Origin of the sequence: Kineococcus rubinsiae (genome assembly GCF_011839805.1) — a bacterium.
GTDB lineage: Bacteria > Actinomycetota > Actinomycetes > Actinomycetales > Kineococcaceae > Kineococcus > Kineococcus rubinsiae.
On record NZ_VWPY01000048.1, the window covers coordinates 1 to 18,724 of the forward strand.

Annotated in this window: 17 protein-coding genes; 13 read left to right on the top strand and 4 right to left on the bottom strand. The window is 74.7% G+C overall.

Annotated features, from left to right (window positions below; genetic code table 11):
- Nucleotides 1–2,086, bottom strand: a 2,086-nt coding sequence (locus tag F1544_RS18085) for a sensor histidine kinase (RefSeq protein ID WP_167587526.1), incomplete at its 3' end; no start/stop codon positions are given.
- A gap of 222 nt (nucleotides 2,087–2,308) precedes the next feature.
- Between F1544_RS18085 and mobA the strand changes: the two genes are divergently transcribed.
- Genes mobA through F1544_RS18100 form a run of 3 tightly spaced genes read left to right on the top strand, consistent with a single transcriptional unit; the run spans nucleotide 2,309 to nucleotide 5,712 of the window.
- Entirely contained in the window at nucleotides 2,309–2,941 is a 633-nt protein-coding gene (gene mobA / locus F1544_RS18090) for a molybdenum cofactor guanylyltransferase (protein WP_167587527.1), read from the top strand.
- A gap of 9 nt (nucleotides 2,942–2,950) precedes the next feature.
- Nucleotides 2,951–3,949 carry an NAD(P)H-quinone oxidoreductase gene (locus F1544_RS18095; RefSeq protein ID WP_167587528.1) on the top strand — a complete coding sequence of 333 codons (999 nt, stop codon included), beginning with the start codon at nucleotides 2,951–2,953 and terminating at the stop codon, nucleotides 3,947–3,949.
- Nucleotides 3,946–5,712: a glycoside hydrolase family 15 protein gene (locus tag F1544_RS18100; protein WP_308470161.1), complete on the top strand. Its 1,767-nt coding sequence runs from the start codon at nucleotides 3,946–3,948 to the stop codon at nucleotides 5,710–5,712. The genes F1544_RS18095 and F1544_RS18100 overlap by 4 nt, the downstream gene beginning before the upstream one ends.
- Nucleotides 5,713–5,741: 29 nt before the next feature.
- Here F1544_RS18100 and F1544_RS18105 read toward each other — a convergent pair whose 3' ends face one another.
- Complete coding sequence (locus F1544_RS18105) at nucleotides 5,742–6,272, bottom strand: Hsp20/alpha crystallin family protein (protein WP_167587529.1); 531 nt, start codon at nucleotides 6,270–6,272, stop codon at nucleotides 5,742–5,744.
- A gap of 140 nt (nucleotides 6,273–6,412) precedes the next feature.
- On the opposite strand from F1544_RS18105, the gene F1544_RS18110 reads away from it, so the two are divergent.
- Genes F1544_RS18110 through F1544_RS18125 form a run of 4 tightly spaced genes read left to right on the top strand, consistent with a single transcriptional unit; the run spans nucleotide 6,413 to nucleotide 9,842 of the window.
- Nucleotides 6,413–7,309: a sugar phosphate isomerase/epimerase family protein gene (locus F1544_RS18110; RefSeq protein ID WP_208972137.1), complete on the top strand. Its 897-nt coding sequence runs from the start codon at nucleotides 6,413–6,415 to the stop codon at nucleotides 7,307–7,309.
- A 5-nt stretch (nucleotides 7,310–7,314) separates the two neighbouring features.
- The gene (locus F1544_RS18115; RefSeq protein ID WP_208972138.1) at nucleotides 7,315–8,094 is read left to right on the top strand and encodes an SDR family NAD(P)-dependent oxidoreductase; all 780 of its coding nucleotides are present in this window, start codon (nucleotides 7,315–7,317) and stop codon (nucleotides 8,092–8,094) included.
- A 49-nt stretch (nucleotides 8,095–8,143) separates the two neighbouring features.
- The gene (locus F1544_RS18120) at nucleotides 8,144–8,836 is read left to right on the top strand and encodes a class I SAM-dependent methyltransferase (RefSeq protein WP_208972139.1); all 693 of its coding nucleotides are present in this window, start codon (nucleotides 8,144–8,146) and stop codon (nucleotides 8,834–8,836) included.
- Nucleotides 8,837–8,873: 37 nt separating this feature from the next.
- On the top strand, nucleotides 8,874–9,842 hold the full coding sequence (locus tag F1544_RS18125) for an aldo/keto reductase (RefSeq protein WP_167587531.1): 969 nt from the start codon (nucleotides 8,874–8,876) through the stop codon (nucleotides 9,840–9,842).
- A gap of 59 nt (nucleotides 9,843–9,901) precedes the next feature.
- Here F1544_RS18125 and F1544_RS18130 read toward each other — a convergent pair whose 3' ends face one another.
- Nucleotides 9,902–10,879 (bottom strand): sugar-binding transcriptional regulator, encoded by a 978-nt coding sequence (locus F1544_RS18130; protein ID WP_167587532.1) that lies wholly within the window; start codon nucleotides 10,877–10,879, stop codon nucleotides 9,902–9,904.
- Between the two features lie 305 nt (nucleotides 10,880–11,184).
- Here F1544_RS18130 and F1544_RS18135 point away from each other — a divergent pair, with 305 nt between their 5' ends.
- The 5 genes from F1544_RS18135 (at nucleotide 11,185) to F1544_RS18155 (ending at nucleotide 17,201) form a co-directional block, all read left to right on the top strand.
- Nucleotides 11,185–12,537 carry an ABC transporter substrate-binding protein gene (locus F1544_RS18135; RefSeq protein ID WP_167587533.1) on the top strand — a complete coding sequence of 451 codons (1,353 nt, stop codon included), beginning with the start codon at nucleotides 11,185–11,187 and terminating at the stop codon, nucleotides 12,535–12,537.
- 122 nt (nucleotides 12,538–12,659) lie between these two features.
- Nucleotides 12,660–13,631 (top strand): carbohydrate ABC transporter permease, encoded by a 972-nt coding sequence (locus F1544_RS18140; RefSeq protein WP_167587534.1) that lies wholly within the window; start codon nucleotides 12,660–12,662, stop codon nucleotides 13,629–13,631.
- Nucleotides 13,628–14,509 (top strand): carbohydrate ABC transporter permease, encoded by an 882-nt coding sequence (locus tag F1544_RS18145; protein ID WP_167587535.1) that lies wholly within the window; start codon nucleotides 13,628–13,630, stop codon nucleotides 14,507–14,509. Before F1544_RS18140 ends, F1544_RS18145 begins: the two co-directional genes overlap by 4 nt.
- Complete coding sequence (locus F1544_RS18150) at nucleotides 14,506–15,999, top strand: mannitol dehydrogenase family protein (RefSeq protein ID WP_167587536.1); 1,494 nt, start codon at nucleotides 14,506–14,508, stop codon at nucleotides 15,997–15,999. The genes F1544_RS18145 and F1544_RS18150 overlap by 4 nt, the downstream gene beginning before the upstream one ends.
- A gap of 137 nt (nucleotides 16,000–16,136) precedes the next feature.
- Nucleotides 16,137–17,201 carry a hypothetical protein gene (locus F1544_RS18155; RefSeq protein WP_167587537.1) on the top strand — a complete coding sequence of 355 codons (1,065 nt, stop codon included), beginning with the start codon at nucleotides 16,137–16,139 and terminating at the stop codon, nucleotides 17,199–17,201.
- Nucleotides 17,202–17,238: 37 nt separating this feature from the next.
- Here F1544_RS18155 and F1544_RS18160 read toward each other — a convergent pair whose 3' ends face one another.
- Complete coding sequence (locus F1544_RS18160) at nucleotides 17,239–18,180, bottom strand: NAD(P)H-binding protein (RefSeq protein WP_167587538.1); 942 nt, start codon at nucleotides 18,178–18,180, stop codon at nucleotides 17,239–17,241.
- Nucleotides 18,181–18,220: 40 nt separating this feature from the next.
- Between F1544_RS18160 and F1544_RS18165 the strand changes: the two genes are divergently transcribed.
- Complete coding sequence (locus F1544_RS18165) at nucleotides 18,221–18,688, top strand: MarR family winged helix-turn-helix transcriptional regulator (protein WP_167587539.1); 468 nt, start codon at nucleotides 18,221–18,223, stop codon at nucleotides 18,686–18,688.
- Nucleotides 18,689–18,724: the final 36 nt, after the last annotated feature.

The window sequence follows — 18,724 nt, forward strand, 5'->3', positions numbered from 1 at the left end:
GGCGCGACGGCGAGCGGCGGGGCAGCGCCGAGGGCGTGCCGGGCGCGGGCGGCGAGACGACGGGCGGGGCGTCCACCGCGGCCGCGGCGGTGAGCGCGTCGGGCAGCGCCGGCGGCGCGACCGGCTGCGCGAGAGCGGGTCCGTCGTCCACAGAGGATCCCGCGTCCGCGAAGGGTGCGGCGTCCAGGGCGCGGAGCTCCGGCTGCCCGGCGCTCACGCTGCCGGGCACGAAGTGCGCGGGCCCGAGGACGAGGGTGACCGTGGTCCCCTCGCCCTCGACGGAGTCGAAGTGCACGTCGACGTCGAGGCGGCCGGCGAGGCGGCCGACGACGAAGAACCCGAGGCGCTGGGCGCCGACGAACTCGCTGGCGCGCCCGCCCGAGATGCGCTGCTGCGCCTGCTCGATCTCGTCCGCGTCCATGCCGAGGCCGGAGTCGGCGATGGCGACGACGACGCCGCGCTCGTCCTCGCTGGTGCTGACGACGACCCGGCTGCCGGGGTCGGAGAAGTGCGTGGCGTTCTCGAGGAGCTCCGCCACGAGGTGCGAGACGGTGAGGGCGAGGTGGCCGACCACCGGCGGGTCGACGCGCAGGGACAGGTCGATGCGGTCGTAGTGCTCGATCTCCCCGGCCGCGGTGCGGATGACGTCGCTCAGCGGCAGGGCGCGGCGCAGGCGGCGGCCCGTGGTGATGCCGGCCAGGACGAGCAGGGACTCGGCGTTGCGGCGCATGCGGGTCGCGAGGTGGTCGAGGGTGAAGAGGTCCTCGAGGGTGCCCGGGTCGGTCTCGTCGCGCTCCAGCTGGTCCAGGAACGCGAGCTGGCGGGCCAGCAGCGTCTGGTCGCGGCGGGCGACGTTGACGAAGGTCTCGGCGATCGAGTCGCGCAGCGCGGCCTGGTCGCGGGCGATGCCCAGGGTGGTGGCGCCGAGGTCGTCGATGACGGCGCCGAGGCGGCCCAGCTCGTCGGTCCCGCCGTCGGCGACGCGCACGAGCTCCGCGTCCGCGGGGTCGCGGTCGGCGCCGGCGCGCTCGACGGCGCGGGGCAGCTCCTCGCGGGCGCGGACGGCCGCGGCGGCGACGCGGCGCAGGCGGCCGGCGATGTCGCGGGCGACGGTCGTGGCCAGCAGGACGGCCAGGGCGACGACCAGCAGGCTGGCGAGGGCGAGCAGGACGGAGGTCCGGAGCGCCGCGCCCGCCCGGTCGTCGGCGACGCGGGTGACGTCGTCGGCCACGACGGCCGCGGCGGCGGACAGGCCGGCGACGAGGCGGGAGGAGTCGTCGAGCCACTGCTGGGCGTCCAGGGCGGGGACGCCGTCGCCGGCGGTGGTGAAGGTGGCCCGGGCCTCCTCCACCCTCGCGCGGGCGGCGGCGGTGTCCGGGGCGGCGAGGACGGCGTCGACGGAGCGGGTGAGGCCGGCGGGCAGGCGGCGGGCCTGGGCGGCGAGGACGTCCTGCTGGGCGACGGCGGCGCTGCGCGCCTGGCCGAGCTCAGCGGTGCCGAGGCCCGCGAGGACGAGCAGGCCGGCGGCCTGCTCGCGGGAGGCGGCCTCGCCCTGCTGGGCGAGGGAGGCGGCGGCGGCCTGGCGCCGGGCCAGGTCGCGGTCGGCGGTGTCGTCGGCGACGGCGAGCGTCAGGTCGGCGTAGTCGTCGGCGAGGGCGCTGTAGCCGCCGAGCGTCTGGGCGGCGGTGGTGCTGCCGCCGGTGACGCTCGCGCGGACGCGCTGCAGCTGCCGCGGCGGGACGGCGGTGGCCGCGGTCGCGGTGCCGGCGTCGAGCTCCACCTCGGCCAGGGCGGCGGTGAGCGCGGTGTCGGCGGCGTCGGTCCGGCGGCGCGCGGCGTCGAGGTCCGCGGCCGTGACCGCGTCCGAGCCGGCGAGCAGCTGGACGCTGAGCAGGCGCTCGCGCTGAAGCGCGACGAGGAAGGTGGCGCCCTCGTCGCTGGTCGCGGCGAAGCGGGCGGCGTCGCGGGTCTCGCGCACGGTCGAGAGCTGCTGCGCGTTGACCGCGACGGCGGTGCCGAGCAGCACGAGCAGCGGCACGACGAGGAGGACCAGCAGCTTCGCTCTGATGCTCAGGTTCCGCAGCATGTCGACCTTCCGTACGCACGAGGGTCACCACCGTCGGGTGGGGACGTCACCCGGCCCATCGGCACCTCATGCCTCCGGGTTGAGCGCGGGTGCGTCACCGGATTCGCCCGATCGGCCCAGCCACCCGTGGCGCGCCCCCCTTGACAGTGACACACAGTCACTTCATGTGTCAGCTCTGCGACGGAGTCGGTGGCGGGGGCGCCCGCGCGGCACACTCCCCGGGTGAGCTCCGCCGACGCCGTGACCGTGCTGGTCCTGGCGGGCGGCGAGGGCACCCGCTTCGCGCGGCACCGGCCCGGGGCGGACAAGCTGCTGGAACCGGTGGCCTACGCCGGCCCGCTGCCCACCCTCGTCGCCGACCTGCTCGCCGCCGGCCTGCCCGTGGTCGTCGTCGGGCCGCCCCGGGCGCTGCCCGCCGGGGTGCGGCAGGTGCGCGAGGAGCCGCCGGGCGGCGGTCCGCTCGCGGGGGTGGCGGCCGGGCTGGAGCTCGTCGGGACCGGGGTCGTCGTCGTCCTCGGCGGGGACCACCCGTTCGCGGCCGCCGCGGTCCCGCGGCTCGTGCGGGCCCTGCGGACGGCGGCCCCCGGCGTCGACGTCGCGGTGGGCGTCGACCCCGGCGGGCGGCGCCAGCCCCTGCTCTCGGCCCACCGGACCGCCGCCGTCCGCCACCGGCTCGCGGGCCTGCCCGCCGTGGCGGGGCAGCCGCTGCGCGCGCTGTTCGCGGGCCGCGTCGCCGAGGTGGACGTCAGCGCCGAGGAGGCCCTCGACGTGGACACCCCCGAGGACCTCGCCGCGGCGCGCGCGGTGCTGGACCGGCGCCGGACCGGGAGCGCGGACGGGCCTGGCCGGACGTAGTGTCGCCGCGTGCGCGCGATCACCATCCGGGAGCCGGGCGGCCCCGACGTCCTGACCCTCAGCGACCTGCCCGACCCGGTGCCCGGCCCCGGCGAGGTCCTCGTCGACGTGGCCGCCGCGGGCGTCAACCGCGCCGACCTGTCGCAGCGCGAGGGCCACTACCCCCCGCCGCCCGGGGCGCCCGAGCACCCGGGCCTGGAGGTCTCCGGCTGGGTGTCCGCGCTCGGTGAGGGCGTCACGGGGTGGAGCGTGGGCGAGCCGGTCTGCGCGCTGCTCGCGGGCGGCGGCTACGCGGAGAAGGTCGCCGTGCCCGTCGGCCAGCTGCTCCCGGTCCCCGAGGGGGTCACGGTCGTCGACGCGGCCGCGCTGCCCGAGGTCGCGTGCACGGTGTGGAGCAACGTCTTCATGCTCGCGGCGCTGCGGCCCGGCGAGCTGCTGCTCGTGCACGGCGGTTCCAGCGGCATCGGGACGATGGCCGTGCAGATCGCCCGCCAGGTCGGGGCGCGCGTCGCGGTGACCGCGGGTTCCGCCGCGAAGCTCGCCGCGTGCGCCGAGCTCGGCGCCGAGGTGCTCGTGAACTACCGCGAGGACGACTTCGTCGAGGCCGTCCGCGCCGCCACCGACGGGCGCGGCGCCGACGTCGTGCTCGACGTCGTGGGCGCGAAGTACCTGCAGCGCAACGTGGAGGTGCTCGCCACGGGTGGCCGCCTCGTCGTCATCGGGATGCAGGGCGGGCGCACGGCCGAGCTCGACCTGGGCGTCCTCATGGCCAAGCGGGCCTCGATCCACTCCACCGGGCTGCGCGCCCGGCCGCTGGCGGAGAAGGCCGCCATCGTCGCGAGCGTGCGCGACCACGTGTGGCCGCTGCTGGCGGACGGGGTCGTGCGCCCCGTGGTCGCCGACCGGCTGCCGCTGGCCGAGGCGGCCCGCGCCCACACCGTGCTGACCGAGTCCCAGCACGTCGGGAAGGTCCTGCTGACCACCGGCCTGGCCGCCCCCACCTCGTGAGCGGCGCCTCCACCGCCCGCGAGCTCGCCCGGGAGTTCCCGCCGCAGGTGCTGCGCGACTACGCGCTCATCGCCGACGGGGCCCGCGGGGCCCTGGTCGGCCCGCGCGGGGACATGGTGTGGCTGTGCGCGCCGGACTGGCACGACGACGCCGTGCTGTCCGCCCTGCTCGGCGGCCGCGGGGTCTTCGCGGTCACCCCCACGCACCCCTTCGTCTGGGGCGGCGGCTACGAGGACGGGTCGCTGATCTTCCGGCACCGCTGGACCAGCCGCGGCGACGGCACGGTCGAGTGCCGCGACACCCTGGCCATGCCGAGCGACCCGCGGCGCGCCGTGGTGCTGCGGCGCATCGTGGCCGCGATCGGCGACGGCGAGGTGGAGGTGGTGCTCGACCTGCGCGCCCGCTTCGGCACGCAGGCGCTCCGGAGCCTGCGCCGCGACGACGCGGGGCGCTGGCACGGCCGCACCGGGGACCTGCACGTGCGCATCAGCGGGATGGCGGACGCGGTCGTGCGCGACGGCGTGCTGCGGATGCCGCTGACCGTCCCGGCCGGGGACCAGCACGACCTCGTCCTCGAGGTCGGCACGGCCGTCCCGGACGAGCCCGTCGACCCCGACCACGCGTGGGAGTCCACGGCGCACACCTGGAGCGAGGCCGTGCCCGAGGTCCCGCACTCCGTCGCCCCCGTGGACGCGCGGCACTCCTACGCCGTGGTCCGCGGCCTGACGTCGGACTCCGGCGGCATGGTCGCGGCCGCGACGATGTCGCTGCCCGAGCACGCCGAGCACGGGCGCAGCTACGACTACCGCTACGCGTGGGTGCGCGACCAGTGCTACGCGGGGCTCGCGATGGCCGCCTGCGGCACGCCGCTCGCGCTGTTCGACACCCTGGTGCGCTTCGTCGTCGCCCGCGTCCTCGCCGACGGCGACCGGCTGGTGCCGGCCTACACGGTCCACGGCGCACCGGTGCCCGAGGAGCGCTCGACGGGCCTGCCCGGCTACCCGGGCGGCTGGGACGTCGCCGGCAACCACGTGCGCGACCAGTTCCAGCTCGACGTCTACGGGGTGGTCCTGCAGCTGCTGGCCGCGGCCGCGGAGCACGACCGGCTCGACGCGGACGGGGCGCGCGCGGTGACGGTGGCGGTCGCAGCCGTCGAGGCGCGCTGGCGGGAGCCCGAGGCGGGCATCTGGGAGATCGACGACGACGTCTGGACGCACTCGCGGCTGGAGTGCGTGGCCGGGCTGCGCAGCGTCGCGGCCGTGGTGCCGCCCGGGCAGGCGGCGCGCACGGCGGCGCTGGCGGACGCGATCCTCGCCGAGACGTCGCGGACCTCGCTGCACCCCGAGCTGGGCCGGTGGCAGCGCAGCCCCGACCGCCCCGGCGTGGACGCGGCCCTGCTGCGCCCGGCCCTGCACGGCGCGCTGCCCGTGGACGACCCGCGGACGACGGCGACGCTGGAGGGGGTGCTCGCCGACCTCGTGGTCGACCACCACGTCTACCGCTACTCCCCCGACTCGATGCCGCTGGGCTCGACCGAGGGGGCGTTCGTGCTCTGCGGGTTCATCACCGCTGAGGCGCTGTTCGCGGCCGGCCGCGAGGTCGAGGCCTTCCGCTTCTTCGAGCGCAACCGGGCCGCGTGCGGTCCCGCCGCGCTGCTCGCCGAGGAGTACGACGTCTCCCAGCGGCAGCTGCGGGGCAACCTGCCCCAGGCGTTCGTGCACGCGGCCCTGCTGTCGAGCTCCGTGCGGCTCAACGGCCGCTGAGCCGCACGGAGCCCTCGCTCACCCGGGGATCACTCGGCGGAGGGAGCCTCGGTGGCGGTGCTGCTGTCGCTGCCCTCGGTGCCGCTCGCGCTCACGGCGACCGGTGCGGCCGTCGTGACCTCGATGCGGCGGGCCGGGGTGGTGGCGTGCGCGCCGGCGACGCGCACGGTCAGGACGCCCGCGTCGTAGGTGGCGCTCACGGCGTCGGCCCCGACGGAGGTCGGCAGCGTGAAGACGCGGCGGAAGGTGCCGTAGCGGACCTCCCGCAGGCCGCGCCCGCGCTGGGACTCCTCGCGGATGTCCTTGCGCTCGCCGCGCACGACGAGCCGCTCGCCGTCGACCTCGACGGTCACGTCGGCCGCGACGTCGACGCCCGGCAGGTCCAGGCGGACGAGCGCGTCGTCACCGTCGCGGACGACCTCCGCCGCGGGGACGGGGCGGCCGCTCGGCACGGTGCGGACCGCGACGGGCGCGAACGCCGTCCGGACCAGGGTGTCGAACGGGGTGGTGAACTGCGCGTCGCGACCGCTGCGGACGGACGCCCAGGACTGGGTGCTCACGATGTTCTCCTCGTTCTCGTCGGCGCTCTCGGTTGAGCGCCTTCGACGGCATCAACCTGAGTGCACACGGCTCAATTCCGTGTTCGCCGTGAGCGTGAGTAGGGTCGCGGCGACAGGAGCTCGACGACGAGGAGACTGCCGTGCCCGACCTGCCCCGCCCCGCCAACCCCCTGGGCTGCCACGCCCTCGTCTGGGCCGGGGGGCTGAGCCCCGAGGACATCGAGCGGGCCGTCACCCGCACGGCCGCAGCCGGTTTCGACCTGCTGGAGTTCTCCCTCCACGACTCGACCAGCCTCGACGTGGCCGGCACGAAGGCCCTGCTGGCCGAGCACGGCCTGGCCGTGGCCTGCTCGCGGGGGCTCGCCTTCGACGCGGACATCTCCAGCGAGGACCCGGCCGTCGTGGACCGCGGCGCGAAGCTGCTCATGGACTCCCTCGAGGTCGTCGCCGGTCTCGGCGGGACGATGCTCGCGGGGGCCCTGTACTCGGCCCTCGGCAAGTACTCCGCCCCGCTCACGCCGGGCGGGCGGGAGAACGTCGTCCGGGTGCTGCGCGAGACGGCGCAGGAGGCGCGCGGGCGCGGGGTCACGCTCGGGCTGGAGATCTGCAACCGCTACGAGACGAACGTGGTGAACACCGCCCACGACGCGCTGCGCCTCGCCGACGACGTGGGCGAGGACAACCTCGTGATCCACCTCGACACATACCACATGAACATCGAGGAGGACGACCTCGTCCGCCCCGTGCTGGAGGTCGGCGACCGCCTCGGCTACGTCCACATCGGCGAGAACCACCGCGGGTACCTGGGTTCCGGGCACCTCGACTTCCCGGCGTTCTTCCACGCCCTGCTGGACATCGGCTACACGGGCCCGATCACGTTCGAGAGCTTCTCCTCGGCGGTCGTCTCGCGCGGGCTCTCGAACGACCTGGCCATCTGGCGCAACCTCTGGGACGACGGCGACGACCTCGCGGCGCACGCGCGGCGGTTCGTCGGCGACCACCTGCTCGCCGCCTCGCACGCCTCCCAGCGGCGGTGACGGGGGTGGCGCGCACCTCCCCCACCGACCTCGAGGGCCGGACCGCGGTCGTCACCGGCGGCGCCCGGGGCATCGGCCTGGCCATCGCCCGCGAGCTCGCGACCCGCGGGGCGAACCTCGCGCTCGGCGACCTGAACCCCGACGTGGCCGAGGTGGCCGCGGAGCTCGGCGCCGAGGCGGACGTCACGACGCTCGGCACGAGCCTGGACGTCACCGACCCGGACTCGGTGGACGCGGTGTTCCGCACGGTGACCGAGACCCTCGGCCCGCCGGACCTGCTCGTGAACTGCGCCGGCATCACCCACGCCCGCGACGCGATCGACGTGACGCCCGCGGAGTGGAACCGCGTGCTCGCGGTGAACCTCACCGGGACCTTCCTGACGTGCCAGGCCTTCGCGCGCTCGTGCGTCGCGGCCGGCTCCCCCGGTGCCGTGGTGAACATCGCCTCGATGTCCGGGCGGATCGTCAACGTCCCGCAGCCGCAGGCGTCCTACAACGCGTCCAAGGCGGCCGTCGAGGCCCTCACGAAGTCGCTGGCCGTGGAGTGGATCCCGCTGGGGATCCGGGTGAACGCGGTGTCCCCCGGCTACATCGCCTCGGACATGACCCGGCAGTTCATCGACGCCAACCCCGAGATGGGCGCGTTCTGGCGCTCGCGCATCCCCACCGGGGAGATGGGCGAACCGGAGGACGTCGCGGGCCTCGTCGCGTGGCTGCTCTCCCCCGCGGCGCGCTACGTCGTGGGGCAGTCCTTCGTCATCGACGGCGGGTACACGATCGTCTAGGCGCCGTCCGGGGTGCGGTGGCGCGCCCGCACGGGGCAGGGTGTCGCCGGTGGACACCTCCGACCCCTCGGGCGTGCGGCACGCGTACGACACCGTCGCCGAGGACTACGCCGCCCACCTGCCGGACACCCGCGCCGAGGCGCCGCTGGACCTGGCCGTGCTCGACGCCTTCGCCGCGGCGGTCACCGGTCAGGTCCAGAACCACGACGAGGGCGAGGGCCAGGGCAGCGCGCGGGTCCTGGACGCCGGGTGCGGGACGGGCCGCCTGACCCGCTACCTCGCGCAGCGCGGCTGCCTCGTCGAGGGGGTGGACCTGTCCCCGGGCATGGTCGCGGTGGCGCGCCGCGAGAACCCCGGCGTCCGGTTCGCCGTGGGCTCCCTGACCGACCTGCCCTTCGGCGACGCCTCCTTCGCGGGGGTCGTGCTCTGGTACTCGACCATCCACACGCCGCCGTCCGGTCACCGGCGCCTCTTCGCGGAGGCGGCGCGGGTGCTGCGCCCCGGCGGCCACGTCGTCGTCGCGTTCCAGTCCGGGCACGGGGTCCGCGACGTCGGTGCGGTCTACCGCCGCTTCGGCCACGACGTCGTCCTGGAGCGCCACCTGGTCACCGCGGACGAGGTCGCCGGGGACCTGGCGGCGGTCGGCCTCGCGGAGGTGTGCCGGCTGGTGCGCCGTCCCCGCGGGGCGGAGGGCGACGACCAGGCGGTCCTGCTGGCCCGGGCGCCCGGACCGCCGGCCTGAGCGAGCGGACCCCGCCCGGGTCCGTGAGGATCGGCGCATGGACTACGTGAAGCTCGGCTCCACCGGCCTCGAGGTGTCCCGGCTCTGCCTGGGCTGCATGAGCTACGGCGACCCCGACCGCGGCGGGCACCCGTGGACGCTGCCCGAGGCGGACAGCGCCCCCTTCCTGCACCGCGCGCTCGACGCGGGCGTCACCTTCTACGACACGGCGAACGTCTACTCCAACGGCTCCAGCGAGGAGATCGTCGGGAACGTCCTGCTCAAGGCCGTCCCGCGCGACCAGGTCGTCATCGCGACGAAGGTCCACGGGCGCATGCGGCCCGGCCCGAACGGTGGCGGACTGTCGCGGCAGGCGATCCTCAGCGAGGTCGACAACAGCCTGCGGCGCCTCGGCACCGACTACATCGACCTCTACCAGATCCACCGGTTCGACCCGAGCGTCCCGCTCGAGGAGACGCTGCAGGCGCTCGACGACGTCGTGACCGCGGGCAAGGTCCGCTACCTCGGGGCGTCGTCGATGTGGGCGTGGCAGTTCGCCAAGGCGCTGCACCTGCAGGACGCCCACGGCTGGCGCCGGTTCGTCACGATGCAGGACCACTACAACCTCCTCTACCGCGAGGAGGAGCGGGAGATGCTGCCGCTGTGCGCGGACGAGGGCATCGGCGTCATCCCGTGGAGCCCGCTGGCGCGCGGCAAGCTGACCCGCGACTGGGACGAGTCGACGAACCGCTCCGAGAAGGACGAGTTCGGCAAGAGCCTGTACCGCGACTCCGACGCGGACATCGCGGCCGCGGTCGCCCGGGTCGCGGAGCGCCGCGGGGTTCCGCGCGCGCAGGTCGCGCTCGCCTGGGTCGCGCGCAACCCCGTGGTCACCGCGCCGATCGTGGGGGCGACCAAGCCGCACCACCTCGACGACGCGGTCGCGGCCGTCGACCTCGTCCTCACCGACGACGAGGTCGCCGAGCTCGAGGCGCCGTACGAGCCCCACGAGGTCCGCGGCTTCTGACCCCCCACCCCGCCGTGGTCGTGCAGGTGGTACCTGCATGACCACGGCGGGAGGAGCGGTCAGGACGCCGGGTCGGGCACCTCCAGCACCCGGCGGGCCAGCCCGGCGTGCGTGACGAGCGCCGAGACCAGCCCGCTGCGCAGGACGGCCGCGACCGCCCCGGCCCGCAGGTCCGCGTCGCCTGTGGCCATGGCGATGACGTCGGGCGTGCGGCGCAGCTGCTCGGCGGTGATCCCGATGACCCGGTCGGACAGGCCCGGGACCTGCCTCCCCGCGGCGTCGAGCAGCACCCCGGTGATCTCCGCGACCGCGCCGGCGTCGGCGAGCACGCGCGCGTCGCCGGCCTCGAGGGAGTCCAGGGCGGTGGACTCCCCCGACGTCCAGGCCCCGATCGAGACGACCGCCTTCGTCAGGTGCTCGTGCTCGGCCAGCGCCTCCGCGATCCCCGACTGCGCGCGCAGGCTGTCGGCGGTCGCGGCGTCCGCGACGGCCAGCGGGGCGTAGAACGTCACCGCGGTCGACGAGGTCCCGGCCGCGACGCGGCGCACGAGGTCGACCGCGCTCTCCTCCACGTCCGGGCGCGGCAGGGCCCCGGACAGCTGGACGAAGCGGCACCGCAGGGGGGCGTGCACCGAGGCCGCGACGACGGAGATCGCGCGGCCCCAGGCGAGCCCGACGACGTCCTCGGGGGCCAGGACCTCCTGCAGCAGGCCGGCGGTGAAGACGCCCACGGCGCGACGCTGCCCCAGGACGGTGTCCTCCGCGGCGCGCAGGACGAACGCGGCCGGCACCCCGAACCGCGTGCGCAGCGCCTCCGCCAGCTCGGCGTCGAGCGAGGGCGGGGCCAGGACGCGGATCTGGACGAGGCCGGCCTCCTGCGCGTCGGCCAGCAGCCGGGCGACCTTGAACCGGCTGACCCCGAGCTGCTTGGCGATCTCCGTCTTCGTCAGGTTCTCGACGTAGAAGCGCTGCGCCGCGGCGGCCGCCAGGGCGAGGCCGCTGACCGACGCGGACCCGCGGGCGGGGGAACGGCTCACGGGTTCCTCCTCGGTCCGGCGGGCGGCGCCGCCCCGGCACCAGGGGCGGCAGAGCTCGAAGTCTTCCTCACCGCGTGACCTCCTTCGGTCCGGGGACGGCGACGCTCGCAGAGTTGACAAGCTCCGTGGCGCAGGTCACGATCTGCACAGCTGAGAGTAGCCCGCTCACATGAGCGAATGGCAAACGGGCCACCCCAGCGGAGCGCGGAACCGGCTCCAGCACCTGGGACCTGTCGATGAAGACACTGGAGGGGACGATGACCGGACGTCAGAGCGAGACCCGGGGCGTGAGCCGTCGTGCAGCGATGGCCGGACTGGGTGGCCTCGGCGGCGCGGCCCTGCTGAGCAGCTGCTCGGGCGCCGGCGGCGGAACCACCGGCGGGGGCGGCGGGGGTGGCGGCGACGCCAAGAGCATCAGCGTGATCATGGTCAACAACCCGCAGATGATCGACCTGCAGAAGCTCACCGCGGACAACTTCACCAAGGACACCGGCATCACGGTGAACTACACGGTGCTGCCCGAGAACGACGTGCGCGACAAGATCAGCCAGGAGTTCTCCAGCCAGGCCGGTCAGTACGACGTGGCGTCGATCTCCAACTACGAGGTGCCGTTCTACTCCAAGCTCGGCTGGCTGGCCCCGCTGGACGACTTCATCTCGGGCGACTCGGCCTTCGGGCAGGACGACATCCTGGCCCCACTGGCCACCGCGCTGACCGGTGAGGACGGCAAGGTCTACGCCGAGCCCTTCTACGGCGAGTCCTCGTTCCTCATGTACCGCAAGGACATCTTCGAGTCCAAGGGCCTGCAGATGCCCGAGAAGCCGACCTGGCAGGAGATCGCGGACTTCGCGGCCCAGCTCGACGGCGCGGCGCCGAACATGAAGGGCATCGCCCTGCGCGGCCAGCCCGGCTGGGGCCAGGTCTTCGCCCCGCTGACCACCGTGGTCAACACCTTCGGCGGCACCTGGTTCGACGAGAACTGGAACGCCCAGGTCAACGCCCCGGAGTTCGTCGAGGCGACGAAGTTCTACGTCGACCTCGTCCGCGCCCACGGCGAGCCCGGCGCCCCGCAGGCCGGCTTCACCGAGTGCCTGAACGGCATGACCCAGAGCCAGGTCGCCATGTGGTACGACGCGACGTCGGCCGCCGGATCGCTCGACGCCACGGGCTCGCCCGTCGCGGGCAAGATGGGCTACGTCGCCGCCCCGGTGAACAAGACGGACTCCTCGGGCTGGCTGTACACGTGGGCGTGGGGCGTGCAGAAGGCGTCCAAGAAGCAGGAGGACGCCTGGAAGTTCATCTCCTGGGCCTCCAGCCAGAAGTACGAGGAGCTCGTGGGTTCGAAGGTCGGCTGGGCCAGCGTGCCCGCCGGCAAGCGCAACTCGACGTACGAGAACACCGAGTACCAGCAGTCCGCGGCCCCGTTCTACAAGGCCACCCAGGACGCCATCAACGCGGCCGACCCGTCGAACCCGGGTGTGCAGAAGCGACCGGCCGCGGGCATCCAGTTCGTCGCGGTCCCCGAGTTCGCGAACCTGGGCACGCAGGTCTCGCAGGGCGTCTCCTCCGCCATCGCGGGCCAGACCACCGTCGAGAAGGCCCTCGACGACGGCCAGGCCCTGGCGGAGAAGCAGGTCTCCGAGGTCTACAAGAGCTGATCCCCACCCGGCCCCGCCCGCTGATCGCGGGCGGGGCCGTTCCCACGCCGTCGGCGGGTCCCCCCGCACGCGGCCACCCCCGCACCAACGGCTGCAGCACGCAGGACGTCGGAGGACCCCCCATGAGCAGTCCGGGCAGCACCGCCCTCACCCCCACCCCCGCCGAGACGCCGCCGCCGGGCAGGCCCGCCGGGTCCGCGCGCAAGGCGGCCGACTGGGCCCGCCGGGCCCCGCTGATGCCGGCCCTGCTCTTCACGATCGTGGTGACGCAGCTCCCCTTCGTGGTGACGATCGTCATCTCGTTTCTGGACTGGAACTCGCTGCGCCCCGACCGGCGCGGCTTCGCCGGCATCAGCAACTACGTCGAGGTCTTCACCGACGCCAACCTGCGCGCCTCGGTGTGGAACACGCTGGTCATCACGGTGACCGTCGTCCTCGTCAGCCTGGTGCTCGGCCTGCTCATCGCCCTGCTGCTGGACCGCAAGTTCTTCGGCCGCGGCGCGGTGCGCACCATGATGATCGCGCCGTTCCTCGTCGTGCCGATCGCCGCGGCCCTGCTCTGGAAGCACGCGCTGTTCAACCCGAGCTACGGCCTGTTCAACGGCCTGCTCACCTCGATCTGGCGGCTCTTCGGCAGCGACAACCCGCCGCAGCCCGACTGGCTGAGCGAGGGGCCGAAGCTGGCCATCGAGGCCGCGCTGATCTGGCAGTGGACGCCGTTCATGATGCTGATCATCCTGGCCGGCCTGCAGTCCAAGCCGGGCGACGTCGTCGAGGCGGCCCGCATGGACGGCGCCAACGCCTGGCAGATCTTCCGCTACCAGACCTTCCCGCACCTGCGGCAGTACCTGGAGCTCGGCGGCCTGCTCGGGTCGATCTACATCGTCCAGAACTTCGACGCCGTCTTCACCATCACCTCCGGCGGGCTCGGCACGGCCAACCTGCCGTACACGATCTACCAGACCTTCTTCTCCGCCCACGAGTACGGCCTCGCCTCGGCGATGGGCATCGTCGTGGTCATCGGCACCATCATCATCGCGACCTTCGCCCTGCGCGTGGTGTCGTCCATGTTCAAGGAGGAGGTCTCGCGATGAGCACCGCCACCGCGCCCGTCCGCACCGCCCACGTCGCCACCACGCGGCGGGAGCGCAAGGCCCGCTCGATGCAGCCGCCCAAGCCGCTGCTCAGCCTCCTGGCCTGGATCGTGGGCTTCCTGTTCGTCGCCCCGGTCCTGTGGATGGTGCTGACGTCGCTGCACTCCGAGACCGACGCGGCGACCAACCCGCCGTCGATCGCCGCGGGGCTCACGCTCGACGGCTACCGCTCGTTCCTGTCCGCGGGGCCCGAGGCGCCGCTGCTGAACTCGCTCATGGCCTCGGTCGTCTCGACGCTGATCGTGCTCTGCCTGGCGATCCCCGCCGCCTACGCGCTGTCCATCCGTCCGGTCGAGAAGTGGACCGACGTGATGTTCTTCTTCCTCTCGACCAAGTTCCTGCCCATCGTCGCGGGCCTGCTGCCGCTGTACCTGTTCGCCCAGAAGACCGGGCTGCTGGACAACATCTGGCTGCTCGTCCTGCTGTACACGTCGATGAACCTGCCGATCGCGGTCTGGATGATGCGCTCGTTCCTCGCCGAGGTGCCGGTCGACATCCTCGAGGCCGCCTCCATCGACGGCGCCGGCCTGCTGCGCACGCTCGTCACCGTCGTGGCGCCCGTGGCCATGCCGGGGATCGCGGCCACCTCGCTGATCTGCTTCATCTTCAGCTGGAACGAGCTGCTGCTGGCCCGCACGCTGACGGCGACCATCGCCGGCACGTCGCCCGTCTTCCTGACGAGCTTCGTCACCAGCCAGGGCCTGTTCCTCGCCCAGCTGTGCGCCGCGGCGACGGCCGTCTCGCTGCCCGTGCTCGTCGCGGGGTTCGCCGCGCAGGACAAGCTGGTGCAGGGCCTCTCCCTCGGAGCCGTCAAGTGACGTCGACCACCGCAGCGACACCCCTGTCGCCGGAGAACCTCGCCACCATCGGCGGGTCCGTCCCGGTCCCGGCCTACGACCGCAGCGCCGTGACGCCCGGGATCGTGCACCTGGGCGTGGGCGGGTTCCACCGCGCGCACCAGGCCATGTACCTGGACCGGCTGATGAACGACGGCAAGGCCCTGGACTGGGGCATCCGCGGGATCGGCGTCCTGCCGCACGACGCGCGGATCAAGGAGGTCCTGCAGGAGCAGGGCGGCCTCTACACGCTGGTGCTCAAGGACCCGGACGGCAGCCGCGAACCCCGCGTCGTCGGCTCGATCCTGGACGTCACCCTCGCCCCGGACGACCCCGACGCCGCCATCGAGGTGATGGCCGACGAGCGGATCCGCATCGTGTCCCTCACCGTCACCGAGGGCGGCTACAACATCCACGCGGTGACCGGCGAGTTCGACGCCGAGAACCCCGACGTGGTCGCCGACCTGGCCGAGGGGGCACTGCCCCGCACGTCCTTCGGCCTGGTCACCGAGGCCCTGCGCCGGCGCCGGGACCGCGGCGTCCCCGCGTTCACCGTGATGTCGTGCGACAACATCCAGGGCAACGGCCACGTCGCCCACCAGGTGTTCGTCGCCTACGCCACGCTGAAGGACCCGGAGCTCGGGGCCTGGATCGACGCCCACGTCACCTTCCCGAACTCGATGGTCGACCGGATCACCCCCGGCACGACCGACGCCGACCGCGCGGAGGTGCGGGAGTCCTTCGGCATCGAGGACGGCTGGCCCGTGGTCTGCGAGCCGTTCGTCCAGTGGGTCCTGGAGGACGACTTCGTCCTGGGCCGCCCGCCCTACGAGGACGCCGGCGTGCAGGTCGTCGCCGACGTCGGGCCGTACGAGCTGATGAAGCTGCGCCTGCTCAACGCCAGCCACCAGGCGCTGTGCTACTTCGGCTACCTCGCGGGCTACCGCCTGGTCCACGAGGTGGCGCAGGACCCGCTGTTCGCGGAGTTCCTGCTCGCCTACATGGAGCGCGAGGGGACGCCGACGCTCAGCCCGGTGCCGGGCATCGATCTCGACGAGTACCGCCACGAGCTGATCTCCCGGTTCTCCAACGGCGAGGTGCGCGACACCGTCGCCCGGCTGTGCGCCGAGAGCTCCGACCGGATCCCGAAGTGGCTGCTGCCCGTGGTGCGCCACCAGCTGGCCACGGGCGGGGAGTTCCACCGCGCGGCCGCGGTCGTGGCGAGCTGGGCCCGCTACGCCGAGGGCGTCGACGAGGCGGGCGAGCCCATCACCGTGCAGGACCGCCTCACGGCCCAGCTCACGGCGACGGCCCGCCGCCAGGGCGAGGACCCGACGGCGTTCATCGCCGACCGGACCCTGTTCGGCGACCTCGTCGACGACGAGCGGTTCGTCGCGGAGTTCACCGCGACCCTGGCGTCGCTGCACGCCAGGGGCGCCCGGGCGACGCTGCAGGACGTCGTCGCCCGCTGAGCCGGACCGGGAGCCCCGTCACCCCTGCGCACCGCAGGTGACGGGGCTCTCGGAACTCCCCCGCGGCGCGGTCACCGCCGTAGGCTGCGGAGGTCGCGACGACGCGACGAGGCCGACCGACAGGAGGCGCTGCGACGATGCAGCCGCTGCTGGTGACGTTGTCGATGCTGCGGGCCGACGCCGATCCGGCCGCACGGCTGGCCGCCACCGTCGACGCGCTGCGCCGCCGGCACAGCGACCTCACGGGCCTGCTGCGCGCGGCCGCGGCCCTCGCCGAGTGCGTCGTCGGCCTCGACGACCCGGGCGGTGCGTCCCTGCGGGTCGCCCCCGACGGGCGCCTGCTGACCCCGCGGCCGGCGCACGACGGCCCCCGCCTCTGGCTGGAGCGCGAGAGCGCCGGTCCGCTCGACGCCCTCCTGGTGCAGCACCTCGCCCGGGCGGTCGGACCCCACCGCGCCGCTCGCCGCCGGGAGGCGGCGCTCCCCCCGGCGGAGGTGGGCCCGGCCGCGGGCGAGCAGGCCCTCGTCCAGCTGCTGCTGTCTCCGACCGCCGACGACGGCGAGCGGGCGCGCGCCGCGCTGCACCTGGGGCTGCGCGCGGACGCGGGCGTGCAGGTCGTCACCGTCGCCGGGGGCGGCACGGGGGAGCTCGCGACCCGGCTCGCGGAGCGGGCCGGGGTGCTGCGGCGGGCCGGGGCCGGCGACGTCGAGGCGCTCCTGGTGCAGGGGGGGCGCCTGCGACCCGACGACCTCGTGGACGAGGCGACGACCGCGGCGACCCGGGAGGTCCCCTCCCCGGCGTCGGCGGCCCTGGGCTGGTCGCAGGCGCTGGTCGCCCTGCGCTTCGCGGCGGCCGGGTTGCACGGCACGAGGGACGACCGGCTCGTGTCGCACGAGGAGCTCGGCGCCCTGACCGCCCTCGCGACCGTGCCGGGGGAGGTCGCGCGCGGCCTGGCCGACGTGCGGGCCCTCACCGAGCTCGGCGGCCGCGCCGGGGGCCGGGGCCTGCTCGCGACCCTCGCCGCGGTGTGCCGCACGCGCTCGCACCGCGCCGCCGCGGTGCAGCTGCACCTGCACCACTCCTCGATCGCGGGCCGCCTCGCCCACGCCGAGCGCGCGCTGGGCTTCACGCTGGACGGCGACCACGCGATCACCCGGGCGCAGACCGCCCTCCTGCTGCACCACCTCCACGCCGCGCGTTGACGCGCCGGGCCTCCTGACGCGCCCCGCCGCGCCGGGCTCACGCCGCGACGAACGCCGCGCGGTGGTCCCGGGCGAAGTCGGCGACCGTGATCGCCGGCCGGCCGAGCAGGTCGGGGACGTCGCTGCTGCACAGGCGCCCGTCGTCCTGCCCGCGGCGCACCACCTGGACGAACTGGTGCACGAGGCCCCGGGCCTGCCAGGCGGGCACGCCTGTCGCGCGCAGCACGCCGTAGAACGCGGGCGCGGGGACGTGGAGGTAGCGCACGCGGTGCCCGAGCACGGCCGTCAGGACGCCGGCGACCTCGGGGTAGGACAGGGGGCGGTCACCCGTCAGCCGGTACACCCGGCCGTCCTCGCCGGGACCGCCCTGCAGCGCCGGGTCGGTGAGCACGCGGGCGCCCACCGCGGCGACGTCGCGCACGTCGATCCAGGCCGTGGCCCCGTGCCCGCTGGTCTGCGGCAGCCAGCCCCGGCGGACGGCCGCGGCCTCCACCAGGAGGTTCTTCGTGAACGCGCCCGGCTTGAGCACGGTCCAGGCCAGACCGCTGCGCCGCAGGTGCTCGTCGGCGAGGCCGTGGTCGCGGGCCCACGGGATGTCCGAGCGCGGGTTGGCGTCGGAGGCGGACACCTTCACCACGTGGCGCACGCCGGCGGCGACGGCCGCGTCGACGGCGTCGCGGTTCTGCCGGAACTGCTGCGGCCCGGGCGGGGTGTTGAGGAACAGCTGCTCGCAGCCGCGGGCCGCCGCCCGCAGGCTGTCGCCGTCCTCGAAGCTGCCGAGGACGGCGTCGACCCCGCGCCCGGCGAAGCGGCGCACCTGCTCGGGGCGCCGGCACAGGACGCGCAGGGGCGTCCCCGTCGCGACGAGCTCGTCGACGAGGGCGGTGCCGACGTCACCGGTCGCCCCGGTCACGAGGAGGCGTCCCGGTGCGTCGGCGCGGTCGGGAGAGGGGTTCTCGAGGGTGGTGGGTGTCGGCACGTCAGCCTCACTCAAGTAGCAGGAACCTGTTGATGGAAGAATGACCCGCGACGCAGGGGGAGGCAAGTCGGCCGTGGAGTTGACCGGGCAGGACATCGACGCTCTCGTGACGTGGTCGCTGATCCGCGCCGCGCACCGGGCGCAGCGCGACCTCACCGAGGTGTTCGCCGAGCACGGGCTCTCCCCCGTGCAGTTCGGCGTGCTCTCCCACCTGGCCACCGGCGCCGCGTTCACCCAGGCGCAGCTGGCCCGCGAGGTGCTGGTGCGACCGCAGTCGATCAGCGGGGTCCTGGACGGGATGGTGGAGCGCGGGCTGGTCGCCCGCGAGGCGGAGCGCGCCAAGGGCCGGCGCAACCCGCTGGCCCTGACCCCCGCGGGTCACGACCTGCTGGCGGTGGTGTGGCCGGAGGTGCGCCGGGCGAACCGGCCCGAGCTGCTGGGCCTCAGCGAGGCGGAGGCGGCGACGCTGAACGCCGTGCTGCTGCGGATGGTCGACGGGGCGCGCTGACGACGAGTCCTCCTGACGACGGCGCCGGAACCGCAG